Raw genomic sequence first — 19,966 nt, forward strand, 5'->3', positions numbered from 1 at the left:
TGTATCCACCGGAATCCCTCACCTGCGTGAGGCTTCAACGGCATGTCACGGCCCTCGCGGCCGCCGCATGCGCGATACTGTGGCCTTCGCGCCATTGCGCCACGGCCCGACCTGAGCATCGATGCGTCAAGCCAATACCTCACCCGTCCAGTTGACCGCTGCCGCGACCGGCGCCCTGCCGCGCGCCCTGCTGCTGGCGATCTGCATCATCTATGGCCTGGTCGGCCTGTTCGGCCGCGATCCGTGGAAGAACGAGGACGCCGCCGGCTTCGGCGTGATGTGGCAACTGGCCACCGGCGGCCTGCACGACTGGCTGATGCCGAACATCGTCGGCCGTCCGTTTACCGAGGACGGCCCGCTGGTGTTCTGGATTGGCGCCATCATGATCCGCGGCTTCGGCAGCTGGCTGGGCCCCACCGACGCCGCGCGCCTGGCCACCGCCCTGTTCTTTTTTTCGACCTGCGCCTGCATCTGGTACACAACCTACCTGCTGGGCCGGCGTGACGAGGTCCAGCCGTACGCCTACGCGTTCGGCGGACAGCCCAATGCGCGCGACTATGGCCGTACGCTGGCCGACGGCGCGCTGCTGATCTTCCTCGCCTGCGTAGGCCTGGCCATGCGCGGGCATGAAACGACGCCACAGGTCGGCCAGGTGGCCTTTATCGCGCTGGCTCTGTACGCGCTGGTGCGCAGCCTCGACAAGCCGCTGATGGGCAGCCTGGTCTATGGCGCCGCGCTCGGCGGCCTGGCGCTGGCCAGCGGCCCCATCCTGCCCCTGGCGCTGCTGTTTGGCACCGCCGTCTGCGTGCTGGTGTGCAAGCCGCTGCCGTGGCGGCGCCTGGCTGCCATCGGCATCCCGCTGGCGCTGCTGATCGTGCTGGCCTGGCTGGTCGCGGCCTACTTCGGCGCGGCGGACCGCACCGAGGCGGTCACCTACATCCGCGAATGGGCACGCTACGACCGGCGCAACTATGGGTCGCCGAATACGCAGACGTTCGGCTTCAACATGCGCAACCTGTTCCTGTACACGTGGCCGGTGTGGCCGATCGCGGCATGGGCCTGGGTTGCCTGGGCCGGCATGCGCCGCGCCGCCCATGTGGCGATGCCGCTGGCGGTGCTGTTGCCGGTGGTTGTGCTGCTGTTCCTGCAACGCAGCGGTGGCGATGTGCAGTTCATCCTGCTGCTGCCGCCCATGGCCGTGCTGGCGGCCTTCGCGCTGCCTACGCTGGCGCGCGGCGTGATCAACGCAATCGACTGGTTCGCGCTGCTGTTCTTCACCATCTTCGGCGGCACGGTCTGGTTCATGTGGATCGCCAAGACCACCGGCTGGCCGCCGCGCGTCGCGCGCAACGTGTTCCGCCAGCTGCCCGGCTACCAGCATGAGTTCACCATCACCGCGGTGCTGATCGCGCTGGCGGCGACCATTGCCTGGGTGCTGATCGTGCGCTGGCGGCTGTCGCGCGCGCCCAAGCAGATCTGGCGGCCGGTGGTGATTTCCGCGGCCGGCACCACGCTGATGTGGGTGATGGCGATGACGCTGTGGCTGCCGTCGATCAACTATGGCAAGACCTACCGCGACGTGGCCCAGGCCGCGGCAATGGCGCTGCCGCCCGCGTACCGTTGCGTGCAGCCGATCCGCATGGGCGATGCGCAGCTGGCTTCGTTCGCCTACTTCGGGCATGTCCGTTTCGGTGGCCCGAGCGACGGCTGCGACGTGCTGCTGCGCCACGATGCGGTCGACTACGGCGAGCCGGGCAATATCTCGCACTTCGAGTGGCGGCTGATCTGGGAAGGCCGTCGCCCGGCGGACCGCGACGAGCGCTTCCGCATGTACCGGCTGGTCGATACCGCGCGCGCCGTGCACCCGCGCCCTGACCTGCCGCGCCGCCGCCTGCCGCGGCAGCCCTGACCCACCACCGGCACGAGCCCCGCAGCGCACCGCAGCGCCATCGAACCATTCCGGCCGCAGGCGGCTGCGGGCATCGTGCCCGGTCAACGCCCCTGACATTGCCCCTGAGGCCTGAATGACCCTGTTCCAAGACCTTCGTCGCATCTTCGGCCTGGCCGCGCCGGTACTGGCCGGCCAGTTGGCCGTGATCGCCTTCGGCGTCATCGACACTGTGATGGCTGGCCGCGCCTCCGCCACCGACCTCGCCGCCGTCGGCCTGGGTGGCTCGATCTACATCACCGTCTATATCAGCCTGATGGGCGTGCTGCAGGCACTGGCGCCTGTCGCCGGCCAGCTCTATGGCGCCGGCCGCGTCGAGGCGATCGGCGCCGAGGTGCGGCAGGCCGCGTGGCTCGGTGCCGCGCTGGCAATCCCCGGCGTGCTGTTGCTGGCCTTCCCGGCGCCGCTGCTGGCTTTCGCCAAGGCGCCGCCCGAACTGGTCGTCAAGGCCACCGCCTACCTGCATTTCGGCGCGTTCGGTCTGCCCGCGGCGCTCGGCTTCCGTATCTATTCGGCGCTCAACAATGCGCTGTCGCGTCCGATCATGGTCACGGTGCTGCAGGTCGGCGGGCTGGCGCTGAAGATTCCGCTCAACGCCTGGTTTATCCACGGCGGCCTGGGCGTCCCTGCCATGGGCGGGCCCGGATGCGGGCTGGCCTCGACGCTGATCAGCTGGACGTGGTGCATCGCCGGGCTGCTGATCCTGCGCTACAGCGCCGCCTACCAGCCGCTGCGGATCTTCGCCACCTGGAGCTGGCCGGCAGCCGCGCCGCTGCGTGCGCTGCTGCGCCTGGGCGTGCCGATGGGGCTGACGTACCTGATCGAGATCACCTCGTTCACGCTGATGTCGATCTTTATCACGCGGCTGGGCACGGTCACGCTCGCGGGGCACCAGATCATCGCCAATCTGGGCGCAGTCGCCTATATGCTGCCGTTGTCGCTGGGCATCGCCACATCGACGCTGGTCGCGCAGCATATCGGGGCACGCGATCTCACCGGCGCAAGCCGCATTGCCTGGCGCGGCATCCGCGCGGCCGTGGCACTGGCGATGCTGACCGGCGTGCTGCTGTGGCTGCTGCGCGAACCCATCCTGCACGCCTATGCGAGCGATCCCGCCGTGGTGGCGGCCGCGCTGCCGCTGGTGCTGTTCGTGGCCTTCTACCAGGCGTTCGATGCCGTGCAGGTGATGACGGCGTTTATCCTGCGGGCCTACAAGATCGCGGTGATTCCGACGCTGATCTATGCGGGGTCGCTTTGGGGCATCGGGCTGGGCGGCGGCTATGTGCTGGGGTTCGGTCTGGTCGAAGGCCTTCCGGCATTCACGCATGGCGCCAGCGGGTTCTGGCTCGCAAACAGTGCAAGCCTCGCCATTGCCGGCGGATTGCTGGTGCGGTATTTCGCGCGGGTAAGTGCCGAAGTCAAAGACTGAGCCGGCCGCATGCTTCGATCACGCGCCTGCGCTTGCCGCAGGCGTGCATCCGGACCGATGCGTGAGGAAAAACCTGGAGCTGAAAAGAAAAACGCCCGCTTGCGCGGGCGTTTAATTTGGCGGAGTGGACGGGACTCGAACCCGCGACCCCCGGCGTGACAGGCCGGTATTCTAACCGACTGAACTACCACTCCTTAGTCGGCGTCGTTTCAGGCATGTGGCTTGAAACGACTGCTGGACGTCTGATTACGCCCGGCTGTTTTGGCGTCCCCTAGGGGATTCGAACCCCTGTACTCACCGTGAAAGGGTGATGTCCTAGGCCTCTAGACGAAGGGGACAGAAACTTGTTTTACAACGCGTTTTCTGTCTTGCGCTGGAAAGTCCAATATTCTAACAGACTTTTTCGCGCCTGGGAAGCATCTTTTTATGCTTCCCGAATCCTTGGTGGAGCTAAGCGGGATCGAACCGCTGACCTCTTGCATGCCATGCAAGCGCTCTCCCAGCTGAGCTATAGCCCCATACGGGTAACTGCCTGGATACTGCTTTCGCCGCTCTCACAAACTGCTGTGTTTGCAGCGAAGTCAGGATTATATATCGATTTCCGCAACGATTGCAACATTTTTTACTGTTGCCGTGGCGATTATCAACATAATCCCTCACCCTAAAAGAAAAACCCGCATGGCGATTAACCATGCGGGTTTAGATTTGGCGGAGTGGACGGGACTCGAACCCGCGACCCCCGGCGTGACAGGCCGGTATTCTAACCAACTGAACTACCACTCCTTAGTCGGCTGCCACCTCGAGCAAAGCTCTTGGTGACGCGCTGGACGTCTGGTTACGTCCGACTGTTATGGCGTCCCCTAGGGGATTCGAACCCCTGTACTCACCGTGAAAGGGTGATGTCCTAGGCCTCTAGACGAAGGGGACAGAAACTTGTTTTTCAACTTGTTCCGTCTGGCGCCATCCGATACTGACTGGATGCCACCCAAATCTTGGTGGAGCTAAGCGGGATCGAACCGCTGACCTCTTGCATGCCATGCAAGCGCTCTCCCAGCTGAGCTATAGCCCCATGGTACTGCTAATTTACTGCAACTTGCGTTGTTTTCGCTTGATTTAACTGCCGTTTCAAGCGAAGCCAAGATTATATATCAACTACTAATCTTTGCAAGCTCCCGTTTTAACTTTTTCGCTTTTCTCTTTGCTTTCTAAAAAGCTCCGAGATCGCGTGGATCCTTTCGGATCCATCAGCCCGCTTGGTCAGGGACCGCGCTGCAGGGAGAACGAGATTATGCGCAACTCCGTGCCGGAGCGCAAGCCCCCGGCACGGTGTTTTGCGAGATTTTTTACGCTGCGATGCCGGCGCCCAGGCGGCGCAGCACCATGTCGCGGCCGAACAGTTCGAGCACGGCGTCAATGCTCGGCGTTTGCAGCTGGCCGGCCACCAGCAGGCGCACCGGCATGGCCAGCTTAGGCATCTTCAGGCCGAACTCACCAAGCACCGCCTTGAAGGTCGCGTTGATAGCCTCGCGCTTCCACTCCGGCAGCGCGGCCAGCTGGCTGGACAGCGCGGCAAGCGCGGGCTGGATCTCCGGCGTCAGGTGCTCGGCCTTGAGCGCGGCATCCGCCTGCGGCTCGCCGCGATAGAACAGCAGCGCGGCCTGCGCGACTTCCTTCAGCGTGTTGGCGCGATCCTTCACCAGGGCCACCACGCCGACCAGGTCGGCGCCTTCCACCTTGCCGCCGAGCGCTTCGATGAACGGCTGCGTCAGCCCGGCCAGGCGCTGGTTGTCGCCAACCTTGATGTAGTGGTTGTTCAGCCAGGCCAGCTTTTCGGGGTTGTACTGCGCCGGCGACTTGCCCAGGTGTTCCAGGTCGAACCACTCGACGAACTGCTCGCGCGAAAAGATCTCGGCATCGCCATGGGCCCAGCCCAGGCGCGCCAGGTAGTTCAGCACGGCTTCGGGCAGGTAGCCTTCGTCGCGGTAGCCGGTCACGGCCATGGCACCGTGGCGCTTGCTCATCTTCTCGCCCTGCTCGTTCAGCACGGTCGGCAGGTGCGCGTACACCGGCGCGGTGCCGCCCAGCGCGCGGATGATGTTGATCTGGCGCGGGGTGTTGTTGACGTGGTCGTCGCCGCGGATCACGTGCGTGATCTTCATGTCGAGGTCGTCCACCACCACGCAGAAGTTGTACGTAGGCGTGCCGTCCGGGCGCGCAATCACCAGGTCATCGAGTTCGTCGTTGGAGATCTCGATGCGGCCCTTGACCGCGTCGTCCCACACCACGCTGCCGCCGATCGGGTTCTTGAAGCGGATCACCGGATCCACGCCGGCCGGCGGCTCGGGCAGGACCTTGCCCTCCTCGGGGCGCCAGAAGCCGTTGTAGCGCGGCTTCTCGCCACGCTCGCGCTGGGCCTCGCGCAGGGCGTCGAGCTCCGCGGTGCTCATGTAGCAGCGGTAGGCCAGGCCGGCGTCTACCATCTGCGCCACCACCTCGCGATAGCGGTCCATCCGCTGCATCTGGTAGAACGGGCCCTCGTCGATGTCCATGTCCAGCCAGGCCATGCTCTCCAGGATCACGTCGACTGCTTCCTGCGACGAACGCTCGACGTCGGTGTCTTCGATGCGCAGGATGAAGTCGCCCTTCATGCGGCGGGCGAAGGCCCAGGGATAGAGCGCGGAGCGGATGTTGCCGAGGTGGATGAAGCCGGTCGGGCTCGGCGCAAAGCGGGTGCGGACGCGTTGGGTCATGGTCAGGGGCAGAAACAAGAAAGCCCGCGCGCAGGGGCGCGCGGGCTGGTATGTGCAGGCTTTGCATTATACCCATGCGTACTGCCGCGCCCCGGGTCCGAACGTGCCGCGGCGCCCGGCGCGCGCGGAATCATTTATGCTTGCGGCGGTCTGAAATCCAGCCGGTCGCCAGGCATTGAGTAATGTCGACATCACATGCCGCCGCAATACCGGCCACCACACCTGATTTACTGATCCCGCTTCATGCAACGACGTCATTTCCTCGGCCTCTCCGCAGCTGCCCTGCTCGCGGGCTGCGCGTTCGGCCCGCGCCCCGCGCCGCCGGTGGCACTCACGCCCGCCACCCCGCCCGGGCCGCGCCCGATCAAGATCGGCCTGGCGCTCGGCGGCGGTGCCGCGCGCGGCTTTGCCCATATCGGCGTGATCAAGGCGCTCGAGGCGCAAGGCATCCATGCCGACCTGGTGACCGGCACCAGCGCCGGCGCGGTAGTGGCCGCGCTGTACGCGAGCGGCCTGGATGGCTTCAGGCTGAACAAGCTGGCGCTGACCATGGACGAGGCGTCGATCGCTGACTGGGCCCTGCCCTTCGGCACCCGCTTCGGCGGCTGGCTCAAGGGCGAGGCGCTGCAGAACTATGTCAACCGCCAGGTGCAGAACCGCCCGATCGAAGCGATGAAACTGCCGCTGGGCATCGTCGCCACCGACCTGAAGACCGGCGAGAAGATCCTGTTTCGCCGCGGCAATACCGGGCAGGCGGTGCGCGCGTCGAGCAGCGTGCCGGGCGTGTTCCAGCCGGTGTCGATCCAGGGACATGACTATGTCGATGGCGGCCTGGTCGAGCCGGTGCCGGTCGACTCGGCGCGCAGCATGGGCGCCGACTTCGTCATCGCAGTGAATATCTCCGCCGAGCCGTCGGCGCAGAAAAACGCCGGCCAGAGCGGTGTGCTGCTGCAGACCACCGCGATCATGGGCCAGTCGATCAACAAGATAGCGCTGTCGCGCGCCGACGTGGTGATCCGCCCGGAACTGCCCGACATGGGCGGGAGCGATTTCAATGCCCGCAACCGCGCGGTGCTGGCGGGCGAACAGGCAACCGCCGCGGTAATGGCCGCGCTGCGGCAGAAGCTGGAGCAGGCGCGGCTGCAGCCGGCCAGTACGGTCGCCACGCAATAGCGGCGCCCGGCGCGAAAAAACAAAAGGACTGCCGCGGCAGTCCTTTTTGCTGGTGGCGATGCGATGTAGCTCAGCCGCCGTACATGGTGGCGCGTACGGCTTTGGGGTCGTAGCGCTTGAGCGTTTCGACCATGTCGCCGAGGCTTTCGCTGCGGCGGCCGCCATCGTCCTCGATGCGGCGCGCGCCGTTGTAGCGCGTTACCCAGTAGGCGGCGCGCATGTCGTCGACACGAATCTTGCTGCCCGTGGACGGGGCATGCACGAACTTGTTGTCGCCGATATAGATGCCGACGTGCGAGAAGGTCTGGCGCATGGTGTTGAAGAACACCAGGTCACCCGGACGCAGGTCGCTTGTCGCCACATTGGTGCCGACACGGCTGATTTCGACAGAGCGGCGCGGCAGCATGAAGCCGAAGGTGTCTTGGAACACGTAGCGGACGAAGCCGCTGCAGTCCAGGCCGGATTCGGGGCTGTTGCCGCCGAAGCGGTAACGCACGCCAATCAGGCCCAGCGCATTCATGACCAGGTCGCCAGCCTTGCTGGCAACGTGGCTGGTGGAATTCACCACCGACGACAGCAAGCCACGCTTGCCTTCCGCATGCGAGTCCGCGGCCGAAGCCGTGGCATCGATACGGGTGTCGGCATCCTTGAACACCGTGTCCGCCAGCACTCCATTCGACACAGTCGCACCGCAGGCAATGGCAATTCCGACGGCGGCGCGCGCCAGGGAATGAAGTACCGATCGCTGCATTGGTTCTCCCGTTGATCGTTTCCAAAGCAAGCCCCGGCACAAAGTCCGGGGCGGCTGGGTATTTGCGTACGGCGTGTGCACCACGCCGGTACTACAGGGAGGACGTTACGCAACATCCGCGCCAGGCAACGATGACACTATTGCGTCATGATCGCGCCGACGACCGCACCGTCAACGTGCACTGCACGATTCAATGCGTCGGACACACCACCCCCGAAAGTAGTACTCGCGGGATGGTAAAGGGTTGTCATTCACATGTCAAAGTTCGTTACAAATTCGCCGGATTTGACTTGCGAATCAACGATATAGGCCGAATTTCGCATCTTGTTTATCGGATTGCGCATATGAAAACGCCGCCAGTCCGGCGGCGTGAAAAGCAATGCTGCAAGGCAGCCTGGTCAGGCGGCACCAACCTGCGCCGCTGCCATCAGCTTGCGGGTATAGGGATGCTGCGGCGCACCGAGCACCGCCTCGGTTTCCCCGGTCTCGACCACCTCCCCCGCCTTCATCACGATCACCCGGTGCGCCATGGCGCGGATCACCGCCAGGTCGTGGCTGATAAAGAGGTAGCTGAGGTTGTACTTGTGCTGAAGCTGGGACAGCAGCGCCAGCACCTGCTGCTGGATCGAGACGTCAAGCGCCGAGGTCGGCTCGTCCAGCACCAGCACCTGGGGCTTGAGGATCAGCACCCGGGCGATCGCGATGCGCTGGCGCTGCCCGCCGGAGAACTCGTGCGGATAGCGCCCCAGCGCGGTGCGGTCCAGCCCCACTTCGCGCAGGGCGTCGATCACGCGCTCGCGCGTGGCCTCGCGCGACAGGCCGGCCTGGTGCAGCGCCAGGCCTTCGCCGACGATCTGCTCGATGGTCATTCGCGGCGACAAGGAGCCGAACGGATCCTGGAACACTACCTGCATGCGCGAGCGCAGCTGGCAGCGATCCTTGCGCGTGGCGCCGTCGAAGCTGCGGCCGAGGAAATGGATGGTGCCCGCGCCCTTGCGCTGCAGCGCCAGCACGGTATGCGCCAGCGTGGTCTTGCCCGAGCCGGATTCGCCGACGATGCCGATGGTCTCGCCCTCGCGCAGCTGGAAGTCGACATCCTTGACCGCCGCGAACTGGTCCTTGCCGAACCAGCCAGCCACGCCGCGGCGCTTGCGCGCGTAATTGACGCTCAGGTTGCGCGCCTCCAGCAGCACCGGCGCCAGCGGCACCAGCGGCAACACCTCGCGCTTGGGGCGGCTGTCGATCAGCTTGCGCGTGTACGGGTGCTGGGGCGCGGCAAACACCTTGGCAGTCTCGCCGGTCTCGACCAGCACACCCTTCTCCATCACGCCCACGCGCTGGGCAAAGGAACGCACCAGGTTCAGGTCGTGGGTGATCAGCATCACCGCCATGCCGAACTCTGCCTGCAGGTCGCGCAGCAAGTCCATGATCTGGGCGCGGATGGTCACGTCCAGCGCCGTGGTGGGCTCGTCGGCGAGCAGCAGCTTGGGCCGGCACGCCAGCGCCATGGCAATCATGGCGCGCTGGCGCTGGCCGCCCGAAAGCTGGTGCGGGAAGCTGTCGAAACGGTGCGCGGCGTCGCTGATGCCGGTGCGCTCCAGCAGCGCGATGGCACGGTCGCGCGCGGCGCGGCGGTCCAGGCCTTCGTGCAGCGCCAGCGTTTCGACGATCTGGTTGCCGATGGTGTACAGCGGGTTCAGCGCCGTCATCGGTTCCTGGAAGATCATCGCGATCTCGGCGCCGCGGATCCCCCGCATTTCGCGGTCGGAGACGTCGAGCAGGTTCTTGCCTTCGAAGCGGATCGCGCCGTCGTAGTAAGCGTCTTCCACCAGCCGCAGCATGGCCAGCGCGGTCACGGTCTTGCCCGAGCCGGATTCGCCGACCAGCGCGTAGCGCTCGCCGGCGCGCAGGTCGAAGCTGACCTCGCGCACCGCGCGGGTGGCATGATCGCCATGGCCGAAGGTGACGGACAGCTTGTCCACGCACATCAGCGTAGAGCCGGGTGCCGGGGCCGCAGCCTGCGCGGCGCCAGCGTCGGCCTGAAAGACTGGGGACAAGGCGCTCATGGCGTCACCCCCGGTGCCGTCCCCGCCGGCGCGCCGGCCGGGACCTTGGGTTCGACCCGGCCGCGCAGCGCGGCCAGGCCCAGGCGGGTGTCGAAGGCATCGCGCAGCGCATCGCCCATGAAAGTCAGGAGCATCAGCGTCACTACCAGCACGGTGAAGGTCGACAGCGAAATCCACCAGGCGTCGAGGTTGCCCTTGCCTTGCGCCAGCAGCTCGCCCAGGCTGGGCGTGGTCGGCGGCACGCCCAGGCCTAGGAAGTCCAGGCTGGTCAGCGCCAGGATCGCCGCGCTCATGCGGAACGGCAGGAAGGTGATCACCGGGGTCAGGCTGTTGGGCAGGATATGGCGCCACATGATCTGCACGTTGGACAAGCCCAGCGCCCGCGCCGCCTTGACGTAGTCGAGCGAGCGGTTGCGGTAGAACTCGGCGCGCACGTAGTCGGACAGCCCCATCCAGCCGAACAGCGACAGCAGGATGATCAGCAGCGCCAGGCTGGGCTCGAAGATCGACGCGAAGATGATCAGCAGGTACAGCTCCGGCATCGAACTCCAGATCTCGATGGCACGCTGCGAGAACAGGTCGAAGCGGCCGCCGAAGAAGCCCATCAGCGCCCCGGTCAGCGTGCCGATCACGACGCCGATCACGGTCAGTGCCAGGCTGAACAGCACCGACACGCGGAAGCCGTACAGCAGCCGCGCCAGGATGTCGCGGCCGCGGTCATCGGTGCCGAGCCAGTTTTCGGCCGAAGGCGGCGCCGGGTTGGGCTCCTTGGCGAAGTAGTTCAGCGAATCGTACGAATACCGGTTCAGCGGGAACACCGCGAAGTTGCCGTCGGTGGTGATGCGGTCGCGGATAAACGGGTCGAGGTAATCGGCCTGCGTCGGGAAGTCGCCGCCGAAGGTCGTCTCCGGGTAGGTCTTGACGATCGGGAAGTAGTAGTCGCCCTTGTACCGCACCATCAGCGGGCGGTTGCTGGACAACACCTCGGCGCCCAGGCTCAGCACGAAGATGGCGACGAAGATCACCAGGCTCCAGTAGCCGCGGCGGTTGCGCCGGAAGCGCTGCCAGGCGCGCTGGCGCGGCGAGGGCGAATGCGGCAGGCCGTTGGGCACTGCGTGCGAGAACGGTTTCATCGGTGCAGGCCCTCGAAATGGATGCGGGGATCGACCAGCACGTAGCAGACATCGGAAATCAGGCGCGTGACCAGCCCGATCAGCGTGAACAGGTAGAGCGTGCCGAGCACCACCGGGTAGTCGCGCCGCAGCACGGCCTCGTAAGACAGCAGGCCCAGCCCGTCGAGCGAGAACAGCGTCTCGATCAGCAGCGAGCCGGTAAAGAAGGCGCCGATGAAGGCCGCCGGAAAACCGGTGACGAGCGGGATCAGCGCGTTGCGGAACACATGCTTCCACAGCACGCGACGCTCGCCCAGTCCCTTGGCGCGCGCGGTCAGCACGTACTGCTTGCGGATTTCCTCGAGGAAGGCGTTCTTGGTCAGCATGGTCACCACGGCAAAGCTGCCTACCACCGAGGCGGTGATCGGCAGCACCAGGTGCCACAGGTAGTCCATCACCTTGCCCATCAGCGACAACTGCTCCCAGTTGTCGGAGGTGAGCCCGCGCAGCGGGAACCACTGCACGAAGGTGCCGCCGCCGAACAGCACCAGCAGCAGCACGCCCAGCACGAAGCCGGGAATCGCATAGCCGATCAGCACGATGATGCTGGTGACCACGTCGAATCGGCTGCCCGCCCGGATCGCCTTGGAGATGCCGAGCGGCACCGATATCAGGTAGGTCAGGAAAAACGTCCACAAACCCAGGCTGACCGACACCGGCAGCTTGGACTTGACCAGCTCCCACACGCTGCGGTGCTGGAAATAACTCTGGCCCAGGTCGAACTGGGCAAAGCGCTTGAGCATCAGGAAGTAGCGCTCCAGCGGCGGCTTGTCGAAGCCGTACAGGGCCTGGATCTCCTTGATCTTCTCGGGGTCGACGCCGCGGCGGCCGCGGTACTCGGCGCCGCCGCCGCTGGCTTCGCCGGCGCCGCCCCGCCCTTTCAGTTCCATCATCATCTGCTCGACCGGTCCGCCCGGAACGAACTGGATGACGACAAAGGTCAGCGTGATGACGCCGATCAGCGTCGGGATCATCAGCAGGATGCGCTTGAGCAGGTAGGCAAGCATCGGCCGGTCCTCATTCTTTAGCTAATCTGCACTGACCGCGTCAGCGCGCTTGCGGCTTGAGGTCCTTGCGCCACCACTGGCTCAGGATCCAGCCTTCGGCCGTGTAGAAATAGGGAAGCCGCTCCGGGTACCCGAGTTCCTTGCGGTAAGACACCCGGTGTGACGCACTGTACCAGTTGGGCACGATGTAGTAGCCGTGCATCAGCACCCGGTCGAGCGCGCGCCCGGCGGTGATCAGCTCCTCGCGGGTGTGGGCATGCAGCACGTTGTCGACCAGCTTGTCGATGACCGGCGACTTCACCCCGAACAGGTTGTCCGAGCCGGGCGTGGTGGCGGCCTCGCTGGCGAAGCGGTCGCGCAGCTCATTGCCGGGGCTCTGCGAGTCGGGGAAACGGATCGACACCATGTCGAAGTCGAAGTCCTCCAGCCGCTTCTGGTACAGCGCAAAGTCGGTGGTGCGCTGGTGTACCTGGATGCCGAGCTTTTCCAGGTTGCGCACATAGGTGGTGATGACCCGGCTCATGGCGCCGCCGTCGTCCAGGAACTCGAACACCAGCGGTTCGCCCTTGGCGTTGCGCAGCGCGCCGTCGCCGTAGGTCCAGCCGGCCTGCGCCAGCAGGCGCCGGGCCAGGCGCAGGTTGTCGCGCAGCGAGCGGGGCGCCGCGGTGCTGGGCTGCACCACCTCGGGGCCGAAGACCTCGGGCGGCAACTCGGCACGCAGCGGCTCCAGCAGCGCCATCTCGCCAGGGCCGGGCCGGCCGTCGAAGGTGGCGCTGGCGGCCAGCTCGCTGTTGGAGAACCAGCTGTCCAGGCGCTTGTAGGCGCCATAGAACAGCTGCCGGTTCAGCCATTCGAAGTCCAGCGCCAGGATCAGCGCCTGGCGCACCCGCACATCCTGGAACACCGGCTTGCGCATGTTCATCACGAAGCCCTGCATGCCGGCGCCGTTGCGGTGCGGGAATTCGGTCTTGATCAGCTCGCCGTTGCGGAAGCGCGTGCCCTGGTAGCTCTTGGCCCAGTTCTTGGCGCGGTATTCGACGATGGCGTCGAACTCGCCGGCCTTGTAGGCCTCCAGCTTGGCGGTCTCGTCCTTGTACAGCCGGTAGACCACGCGCGCGAAGTTGAAGGTGCCGCGCCGCACCGCCTGGTTCTTGCCCCAGTAGTTGGGATCGCGCTTGAAGATGATGCCGCGGCCGGCGTCGTAGCGCTCGATCAGGTAGGGACCGCTGGTAATGGGCGGCTCGAAGGTCAGCTTGTCGAACGGCACCTTGGCGGTCCACTTCTTCGAGAACACCGGCAACGCGCCGACGATCAGCGGCAACTCGCGGTTGCGCTGCTTGAAGTCGTAGCGCAGCGTGCGCTCGCCAGTCACCACCACCGCCTTCACGTCGGTGCACATGCTGCGATAGCCGGGGCTCGACGCCTTGCTCATCAGCATGTCATAAGAATGTTTGACATCCGATGCCAGCACCGGGTCGCCGTTGGAGAAGCGCGCCTGCGGGCGGATGCGGAACGTGACCGACAGTTCGTCCGGCGCGACCGTGACGTCCTCGGCCAGCAGGCCGTAGGCGCTGGCGGTTTCGTCGGCGCTGCTGACCAGCAGCGACTCGAACATCAGCGCATTGAGCCCGGGCGCCGAGGTGCCCTTCAGCGTGAACGGGTTGAACTTGTCGAAACTGGTGCGCCGGTCCGGATTGGCGAGCGTGAGCGTGCCACCAACCGGGGCGTTGGGATTGACATAATCGAAGTGCGAGAAATTCTCGGTGTACTTCAGGTCCCCGTGCAGCGCAAAGCCATGCGCCGCCATGGCCGGAGATGGGACCAGAGTGGCCAGGGAGCTCCCCGCCGCCAGCATCGTCGCCAGCCCGAACCGCAGTACCGCATCCCGCCGGAAGCACTGCCATGCCGCCTGAAGCGGCCAACGTGCTTGAATAGGCATCCCGTTGGATTCCTCCACTATGACCTCTGGGGTCCCGGCGTTCTGCGGCCGGGCCAAGTATGAGACAATTTTACATGCGTCCGGGGTAGCGCCAGCCATCCGGACATTCCCTCTGCGCGGCGCAATAAAACGGCCGCAGAACAGCCAAGGCACGCGCACGGCCGCACGGCGGACGCAGGAAGCGTGCCTGATACACCACCTTGGAGAACTTATGGGATTTCTGGCAGGTAAGCGGATCCTCATCACGGGCTTGCTCTCGAACCGCTCGATCGCCTATGGCATTGCGTCCGCGTGCAAGCGCGAAGGCGCCGAACTCGCCTTCACCTATGTCGGCGAACGGTTCAAGGACCGGATCAGCGACTTTGCCAAGGAATTCGGCACCGACATGGTGTTCGAGTGCGACGTCGGCAGCGACGAGCAGATCGCCTCGACCTTCGCCGCGCTGGGCCAGCGCTGGGAGAAGTTCGACGGGCTGGTGCACTCGATCGGCTTCGCGCCGCGCGAGGCCATCTCCGGCGATTTCCTCGAGGGCCTGTCGCGCGAAGGCTTCCGCATCGCCCACGACATTTCCGCCTACAGCTTCCCGGCGCTGGCCAAGGCCGCGCTGCCGCTGCTGTCGGACAAGGCCTCGCTGCTGACGCTGACCTACCTGGGCGCCGAGCGCGTGGTCCCCAACTACAACACCATGGGCCTGGCCAAGGCCGCGCTGGAAGCCAGCGTGCGCTACCTGGCTTCGTCGGTCGGCCCGCGCGGCATCCGCGCCAACGGCATCTCGGCCGGCCCGATCAAGACACTGGCCGCCTCCGGCATCAAGGACTTCGGCAAGCTGCTGGGCCACTTCGAGCAAGCCGCCCCGCTGCGCCGCAACGTGACCATCGAAGAAGTCGGCAACGTGGCCGCCTTCCTGCTGTCCGACCTGGCCAGCGGCGTAACCGGTGAGATCACCTACGTCGACGGCGGCTTCAATATCGTCGGCGCGAGCGTCGCGGACGCCTGACGGCAGGACTGCCGGCGCCTGCGCCGGGATCGACAAGGGGCGCCAGCGATGGCGCCCTTTTTTCTTGGCAGGTTTTCCTTTCTCGCGCGTCGGCCGGGAGCAGAGATCAAGCCGCCGCGGTAGCGCCGCGGCGGTCCATGTCGAGCACCGACCAGGCATAGATCGCCAGGCCGCCCAGCGCCAGCAGCAGGCCAACCCAGCCGGTCGAGGTCCAGCCATAGCCGGCGGCGATGGTCACGCCGCCCAGCCACGCGCCCAGCGCATTGGCCATGTTGAACGCCGAATGGTTGAGCGCTGCCGCCAGCGCCTGCGCGTCGCCGGCCACGTCCATCAGCCGGATCTGCAGCGCCGGGCCGAGCGCGACCACGGTGCCGATCAACAGCACATTCGCTGCCGCCAGCCACGGATGCGGCGCGGTGAAGGTGAAGGCGCCCAGCACCAGTGCGGTCCACACCAGCACGCCGCCGATGGTCGGCATCAGCGCCTTGTCGGCCAGCCGCGCACCGGCGAGATTGCCCACCACCATGCCGACGCCGAACAGCGCCAGCACCACGGGGATGCCCGCGGCAGGCATGTGCGCCAGTTCTAGCATGGTCGGCTTGATGTAGCTGAACACGGAGAACATGCCGCCAAACCCGATCGCGCCGATACCCAGCGTCAGCCATACCTGCTTGCGCTTGAGCGCCGACAGTTCGCGCAGCGGGCTGGCATGCCGGTCGGCCGGCACAAACGGCACGAAACGCCACACCAGCAGCGCCGTCAGCGCGCCGAGCGCGCCGACGATCACGAAGGCCGATCGCCAGCCCAGCCAGGTGCCGACCGTGGCGGCGATCGGTACGCCGACCAGCGTCGCGGTGGTCAGGCCCAGCATCACCAGCCCCACCGCCTGCGCACGCCGCTCGCGCGGCACCAGCCCGGCGGCGACCAGCGCCGCCACGCCAAAGTACGTGCCGTGCGGGAAGCCGGTCAGCAGCCGCGCCACCAGCATCGACAGGTAGGCCGGCGCCATCGCGCTGGCGAGATTGCCCGCCGCGAACACCGCCATCAGCGCCACCAGCAGGTTGCGCCGCGGCCAGCGCGCGCCCAGCACCGCCAGCAGCGGCGCGCCAATGACCACGCCCAGCGCATAGGCACTGATCAGGTGTCCGGCTTCTGGGATAGAGATAGCGAGGTCGCGCGCGGCATCGGGCAGCAGGCCCATGATGACGAATTCGCCGGTGCCGATGGCGAAGCTGCCGACGCCGAGTGCCAGCAGCGCAAGGCGGCCGGAGCGGGCTGGCGGTTCAGCGGACCTGGCAGGAGAGTGGGACGTGCTCGCATCGCGCGAGACGCCGGAAGGCGGTACGCCGCGGACGGCGTCCGCGGCGGCGTGTGCATGTGGGGCGGCCATGTACAGGATTGCAGAGGGTTCTACGGAAATGCCGCCCGCTGCCGGGCGGGTCGATGACCCCGCCTCTGGTGATCCAGCGTGCTCCTGTGCGGCGCGCAAGGCGTTATTGTGAGGCAAAACGCGGAAACGTGCCGGGGCGCCGGCACGTTTGCCATGCGCTCAGGCCTGCAGCTGGTAGCGCTCGAGCCAGTGCGCGTAAGGCGCGGGCAGCACCCACGACGGCTTCTGCACCTGCAGGCGCTGGGCGGCCTGGTAAGGCCAGTGCGGATTGGCCAGCAGCGCGCGGCCGACCATGACGAGGTCCATCTGGCCGGCAGCGACGGCACGGTCGGCCAGCACCGGGTTGTCGATGCCCCACGACGAGGCCACCGGCAGCTTCGCCTCGCTGCGCACGCGCTCGGCGATCGGCGCGAGGAAGGCCGGCCCCCAGGGAATCTTTGCGTCCGGCGTGGAGAAGCCGACGCTGACGTTGAGCAGGTCCAGCCCGCCCTCGCGCATGGCGCGCGCCAGTTCGATCGAATCGGCCAGCGTCTCTTCGTCGTTGCCGTCGAACTCGATCACGCCGAAGCGCGCGGTCAGCGGCAGGTTGGCGGGCCACACTTCGCGCACCGCGGCCAGCGTTTCCAGCAGGAAACGGCTGCGGCCGGCCAGGTCGCCACCATACGCATCGTCGCGCTGGTTGGCATGGCGCGAGAAGAAGCTCTGCGCAAGGTAGCCATGGGCGAAATGCAGTTCAAGCCATTCAAAGCCGGCATCGCGCGCACGGCGTGCCGCGGCGACGAAATCGCGCTGAACGCGCGCAATGTCGTCAAGCGTCATGGCCTTGGGGACCTTGGGCAGGTGCGCGCCGAACGGCACCGCTGACGGCGACAGCGTCTGCCAGCCGCGCGGATCGTCTGCGCCGATATGGTCGTCGCCTTCCCACGGGCGGTTGGCGCTGGCCTTGCGGCCGGCATGCGCGATCTGGATGCCCGGCACCGCGCCGCCGGCCTTGATCGCCGTGGCAATGCGCGCCATGCCGGCTTGCTGCGCATCGTTCCACAACCCGGTGCAGCCGGGGGTGATGCGGCCTTCGGGCGACACGGCAGTCGCTTCGACGATCACCAGGCCGGCGCCGCCACGCGCCAGGCCGGCGTAATGCGTCTGGTGCCAGTCATTGACCATGCCGTCGACGGCGCTGTACTGGCACATCGGCGGGATCGCGACGCGGTTGCGCAGCGTGACATCTTTCAGTTCAAACGGGGAAAACAGGGCAGACATGCTGGTTGGGTTCCTGCGTCATTGCATGAGCCCAGATGGTATGCGCGCGGCGCTATAATGAAAACCACGTACCAGTTATTGAATCAATAAATATTCATTATGGTGAACCCGCAGTGGCTTCGCTCCTTCGTTACCCTTTCTGAACTGGGCAGCTTTACCCGCACCGCCGACCGCCTCGACCTGACGCAGGCCGCCGTCAGCCAGCATGTGCGCCACCTGGAAGGCCAGTTCGGTCCCCTTCTGATCCGCCGCCCGCGCGCCATCGAGCTGACCCCCGCCGGCTGCGCCCTGCTCGACTACTGTCGCGAGATGGACAAGGCCGGCGAGCGGCTGAACGCCCGGCTCTCCGATGCCGACAGCTCCAACGGCGAGGTCTCGCTGATCACGCCGGGCAGCATCGGCCTGTACCTGTACCCGATCCTGCTGGCCTTCCAGCAGGCCAATCGCGGGCTGATCGTGCGCCATCGCTTCGCGCCCGACCACGAAGTCGTGGAAGCCGTGCTGCAGAATCACTATGAGCTTGGGCTAGTCACGCTGAAGCCAGACGATGCACGGCTCGCGGCGTGCCCGTTTATCGAAGAGCGCCTGGAACTGGTCGTTCCCGCGCACGAAGACGTGCACACCTGGCAGGATCTGGAACGCATCGGCTTTATCGACCACCCCGACGGCAAGGCGATGGCAAGCCGCTTGTTCGGCAGGCGCTTTCCGGGCAATCCTGGCGTGCGCAGCCTGCCCTGCCGTGGCTTCAGCAACCAGGTTGGCCTGATCCTGGAGCCGGTGGCACGCGGGCTGGGCTTCACCGTGATCCACCAATACGCGCGCAAGGCCTTCGCGCATGCGGAGGCGGTCAAGGTGGTCGACTGTGGCCCGCCGGCGGTCGATACGCTCTGGCTGGTCCATCGTGCAGAGTGGCCGCTGTCGCCGCGCGCCGCGCGGGTGCTGGAGCATCTGCGGCAGGAAGTCGCGCACTGACGGCACGCACGCGCGTCGGCCGCCCCAGCGCGGAAGCTGAGCCAGGCCCTGCTCGCCGGCCTGAATGACTCCGCCAACGCCAAGAAATATGCCCGGTGTCGTGGCAAAATGCAGTGCAAACCCACTACGCTGCGTCGGCCGGCTAGCCGCCCACGGCACGGCCCCGCCGCTTTGCCCCGACCATGAACCTGTCCCAACTGCAAGCCCGCGTCGCCCGCGAAATCGTTGCGCTTGCCCGCCTCGACACCCTGCGCGCCGGCGACCACCTTGCCGAAAGCGTGCTGGCGGATCGGATCGGGGTGTCCCGCTCCCCCGTCAACGTCGCCTTGCGCTACCTGGTCGAAATGGGCGCCGTGGTCCACGACCACAATCGCGGCTATTTCCTGGCCGAAGATGCGTCAGCGCTGTCGGCGATCGCCGAGGCCTTGTCCGCGGAACCTGACGACCCCCTGTACCTGAAGATTGCCGAGGACCGGCTGAACAAGACGCTGCCGGACCTGGTGAACGAGGCCGACATGATGCGCCAGTACGACGTGTCGCGCAGCGCGTTGCGCAAGGCGCTGTCGCGCATCCAGGAAGAAGGCTGGGTCGAGCGCTCGATCGGGCATGGCTGGACCTTCCTGCCGATGATCGATTCGGCGCAGGCCTATGAAGAAAGCTACCTGTACCGCACGGCGCTGGAGCCGACCGGCTTGCTGAGCCCCTGGTTCAAGTCCGATCCGGTCGAACTGGCCTCATTGCGCCGGCAGCAGCGCGCGATCGTGGAAGGCGGCTACAAGTCGATGACGCCGATCGAGCTGTTTGAATCGAACAGCCGCTTCCACGAGATCCTGGCGAAGTGGTCGGGCAACCGCTTCATCATGCAGTCGGTCAAGCGCATGGATTCACTGCGCCGGCTGGTCGAGTACGGCCAGGCCAGGAACCGCAAGCCGCGCCAGGAGCAGGCGATCGAGCATCTCGCCATCCTCGACGCGATCGCCGCGCAAGACATGCTGAAGGCCGCCTCACTGATGCGCGAGCACCTGGAAGGCGCGCGCCGGCGGAAGGTCCATACCACCAACGTGTTCAAGAGCGCAGCTTAGAGGGCGGCAGGCCGCGGTCCTGATGACGGC

Annotated in this window: 14 protein-coding genes and 6 tRNA genes; 6 read left to right on the forward strand and 14 right to left on the reverse strand. The window is 66.2% G+C overall.

What is annotated here, in order from left to right:
• Positions 1-121: 121 nt before the first annotated feature.
• Positions 122-1,909, forward strand: coding sequence for an ArnT family glycosyltransferase (locus tag CTP10_RS10480; RefSeq protein ID WP_116322032.1), 1,788 nt, complete (start codon positions 122-124; stop codon positions 1,907-1,909).
• A 115-nt stretch (positions 1,910-2,024) separates the two neighbouring features.
• Complete coding sequence (locus CTP10_RS10485) at positions 2,025-3,377, forward strand: MATE family efflux transporter (protein WP_116322031.1); 1,353 nt, start codon at positions 2,025-2,027, stop codon at positions 3,375-3,377.
• A gap of 117 nt (positions 3,378-3,494) precedes the next feature.
• Here CTP10_RS10485 and CTP10_RS10490 read toward each other — a convergent pair.
• The 7 genes from CTP10_RS10490 to gltX form a co-directional block, all read right to left on the reverse strand.
• Positions 3,495-3,571: transfer RNA gene (locus CTP10_RS10490), tRNA-Asp, on the reverse strand.
• Positions 3,572-3,639: 68 nt separating this feature from the next.
• Positions 3,640-3,715 (reverse strand) — tRNA-Glu (locus CTP10_RS10495).
• A 104-nt stretch (positions 3,716-3,819) separates the two neighbouring features.
• Positions 3,820-3,895: transfer RNA gene (locus tag CTP10_RS10500), tRNA-Ala, on the reverse strand.
• 188 nt (positions 3,896-4,083) lie between these two features.
• Positions 4,084-4,160: transfer RNA gene (locus tag CTP10_RS10505), tRNA-Asp, on the reverse strand.
• Between the two features lie 68 nt (positions 4,161-4,228).
• A tRNA-Glu gene (locus tag CTP10_RS10510) sits at positions 4,229-4,304 on the reverse strand.
• Between the two features lie 66 nt (positions 4,305-4,370).
• A tRNA-Ala gene (locus CTP10_RS10515) sits at positions 4,371-4,446 on the reverse strand.
• 274 nt (positions 4,447-4,720) lie between these two features.
• Positions 4,721-6,127 carry a glutamate--tRNA ligase gene (gene gltX, locus CTP10_RS10520; RefSeq protein WP_116322030.1) on the reverse strand — a complete coding sequence of 469 codons (1,407 nt, stop codon included), beginning with the start codon at positions 6,125-6,127 and terminating at the stop codon, positions 4,721-4,723.
• A 243-nt stretch (positions 6,128-6,370) separates the two neighbouring features.
• Here gltX and CTP10_RS10525 point away from each other — a divergent pair, with 243 nt between their 5' ends.
• Positions 6,371-7,300, forward strand: a complete 930-nt coding sequence (locus tag CTP10_RS10525; protein ID WP_116322029.1) for a patatin-like phospholipase family protein — start codon at positions 6,371-6,373, stop codon at positions 7,298-7,300.
• 70 nt (positions 7,301-7,370) lie between these two features.
• Here the strand turns inward: CTP10_RS10525 and CTP10_RS10530 are convergent, their stop codons facing one another.
• The 5 genes from CTP10_RS10530 to CTP10_RS10550 all read right to left on the reverse strand — a co-directional run bounded on the left by CTP10_RS10530 (position 7,371) and on the right by CTP10_RS10550 (position 14,235).
• Positions 7,371-8,051 carry a C40 family peptidase gene (locus CTP10_RS10530; protein WP_116322028.1) on the reverse strand — a complete coding sequence of 227 codons (681 nt, stop codon included), beginning with the start codon at positions 8,049-8,051 and terminating at the stop codon, positions 7,371-7,373.
• Positions 8,052-8,449: 398 nt separating this feature from the next.
• Positions 8,450-10,117 (reverse strand): ABC transporter ATP-binding protein, encoded by a 1,668-nt coding sequence (locus CTP10_RS10535; protein ID WP_116322027.1) that lies wholly within the window; start codon positions 10,115-10,117, stop codon positions 8,450-8,452.
• Entirely contained in the window at positions 10,114-11,250 is a 1,137-nt protein-coding gene (locus CTP10_RS10540; protein WP_116322026.1) for an ABC transporter permease, read from the reverse strand. Before CTP10_RS10540 ends, CTP10_RS10535 begins: the two co-directional genes overlap by 4 nt.
• Positions 11,247-12,296, reverse strand: coding sequence for a microcin C ABC transporter permease YejB (locus tag CTP10_RS10545; protein WP_116322025.1), 1,050 nt, complete (start codon positions 12,294-12,296; stop codon positions 11,247-11,249). The genes CTP10_RS10540 and CTP10_RS10545 overlap by 4 nt, the downstream gene beginning before the upstream one ends.
• Positions 12,297-12,336: 40 nt before the next feature.
• A complete protein-coding gene (locus tag CTP10_RS10550; protein WP_116322024.1) occupies positions 12,337-14,235 on the reverse strand; it encodes an extracellular solute-binding protein in 1,899 nt (632 codons plus the stop codon).
• 211 nt (positions 14,236-14,446) lie between these two features.
• On the opposite strand from CTP10_RS10550, the gene fabI reads away from it, so the two are divergent.
• Entirely contained in the window at positions 14,447-15,232 is a 786-nt protein-coding gene (gene fabI, locus CTP10_RS10555; protein WP_116322023.1) for an enoyl-ACP reductase FabI, read from the forward strand.
• A 106-nt stretch (positions 15,233-15,338) separates the two neighbouring features.
• Here the strand turns inward: fabI and CTP10_RS10560 are convergent, their stop codons facing one another.
• Together CTP10_RS10560 and CTP10_RS10565 are read right to left on the reverse strand one after the other, a co-directional pair.
• On the reverse strand, positions 15,339-16,622 hold the full coding sequence (locus CTP10_RS10560; protein ID WP_116322022.1) for an MFS transporter: 1,284 nt from the start codon (positions 16,620-16,622) through the stop codon (positions 15,339-15,341).
• A 159-nt stretch (positions 16,623-16,781) separates the two neighbouring features.
• Entirely contained in the window at positions 16,782-17,882 is a 1,101-nt protein-coding gene (locus tag CTP10_RS10565) for an NADH:flavin oxidoreductase/NADH oxidase (protein ID WP_116322021.1), read from the reverse strand.
• Between the two features lie 99 nt (positions 17,883-17,981).
• On the opposite strand from CTP10_RS10565, the gene CTP10_RS10570 reads away from it, so the two are divergent.
• Both CTP10_RS10570 and CTP10_RS10575 read left to right on the forward strand, forming a co-directional pair.
• The gene (locus tag CTP10_RS10570; RefSeq protein ID WP_116322020.1) at positions 17,982-18,854 is read left to right on the forward strand and encodes a LysR family transcriptional regulator; all 873 of its coding nucleotides are present in this window, start codon (positions 17,982-17,984) and stop codon (positions 18,852-18,854) included.
• Positions 18,855-19,036: 182 nt separating this feature from the next.
• Positions 19,037-19,936, forward strand: coding sequence for a GntR family transcriptional regulator (locus tag CTP10_RS10575; RefSeq protein ID WP_116322019.1), 900 nt, complete (start codon positions 19,037-19,039; stop codon positions 19,934-19,936).
• Positions 19,937-19,966 lie beyond the last annotated feature (30 nt).

Source organism: Cupriavidus sp. P-10 (genome assembly GCF_003402535.2).
Classification (GTDB): domain Bacteria; phylum Pseudomonadota; class Gammaproteobacteria; order Burkholderiales; family Burkholderiaceae; genus Cupriavidus.

What these genes read in the sequence shown, in the direction of transcription:
- CTP10_RS10480 (WP_116322032.1), top strand. Translation starts at nt 122, where the DNA reads ATGCGTCAAGCCAATACCTCACCCGTCCAGTTGACCGCTGCCGCGACC.
- CTP10_RS10485 (WP_116322031.1), top strand. Translation starts at nt 2,025, where the DNA reads ATGACCCTGTTCCAAGACCTTCGTCGCATCTTCGGCCTGGCCGCGCCG.
- gltX (WP_116322030.1), bottom strand. Translation starts at nt 6,127, where the DNA reads ATGACCCAACGCGTCCGCACCCGCTTTGCGCCGAGCCCGACCGGCTTC.
- CTP10_RS10525 (WP_116322029.1), top strand. Translation starts at nt 6,371, where the DNA reads ATGCAACGACGTCATTTCCTCGGCCTCTCCGCAGCTGCCCTGCTCGCG.
- CTP10_RS10530 (WP_116322028.1), bottom strand. Translation starts at nt 8,051, where the DNA reads ATGCAGCGATCGGTACTTCATTCCCTGGCGCGCGCCGCCGTCGGAATT.
- CTP10_RS10535 (WP_116322027.1), bottom strand. Translation starts at nt 10,117, where the DNA reads ATGAGCGCCTTGTCCCCAGTCTTTCAGGCCGACGCTGGCGCCGCGCAG.
- CTP10_RS10540 (WP_116322026.1), bottom strand. Translation starts at nt 11,250, where the DNA reads ATGAAACCGTTCTCGCACGCAGTGCCCAACGGCCTGCCGCATTCGCCC.
- CTP10_RS10545 (WP_116322025.1), bottom strand. Translation starts at nt 12,296, where the DNA reads ATGCTTGCCTACCTGCTCAAGCGCATCCTGCTGATGATCCCGACGCTG.
- CTP10_RS10550 (WP_116322024.1), bottom strand. Translation starts at nt 14,235, where the DNA reads ATGCCTATTCAAGCACGTTGGCCGCTTCAGGCGGCATGGCAGTGCTTC.
- fabI (WP_116322023.1), top strand. Translation starts at nt 14,447, where the DNA reads ATGGGATTTCTGGCAGGTAAGCGGATCCTCATCACGGGCTTGCTCTCG.
- CTP10_RS10560 (WP_116322022.1), bottom strand. Translation starts at nt 16,622, where the DNA reads ATGGCCGCCCCACATGCACACGCCGCCGCGGACGCCGTCCGCGGCGTA.
- CTP10_RS10565 (WP_116322021.1), bottom strand. Translation starts at nt 17,882, where the DNA reads ATGTCTGCCCTGTTTTCCCCGTTTGAACTGAAAGATGTCACGCTGCGC.
- CTP10_RS10570 (WP_116322020.1), top strand. Translation starts at nt 17,982, where the DNA reads ATGGTGAACCCGCAGTGGCTTCGCTCCTTCGTTACCCTTTCTGAACTG.
- CTP10_RS10575 (WP_116322019.1), top strand. Translation starts at nt 19,037, where the DNA reads ATGAACCTGTCCCAACTGCAAGCCCGCGTCGCCCGCGAAATCGTTGCG.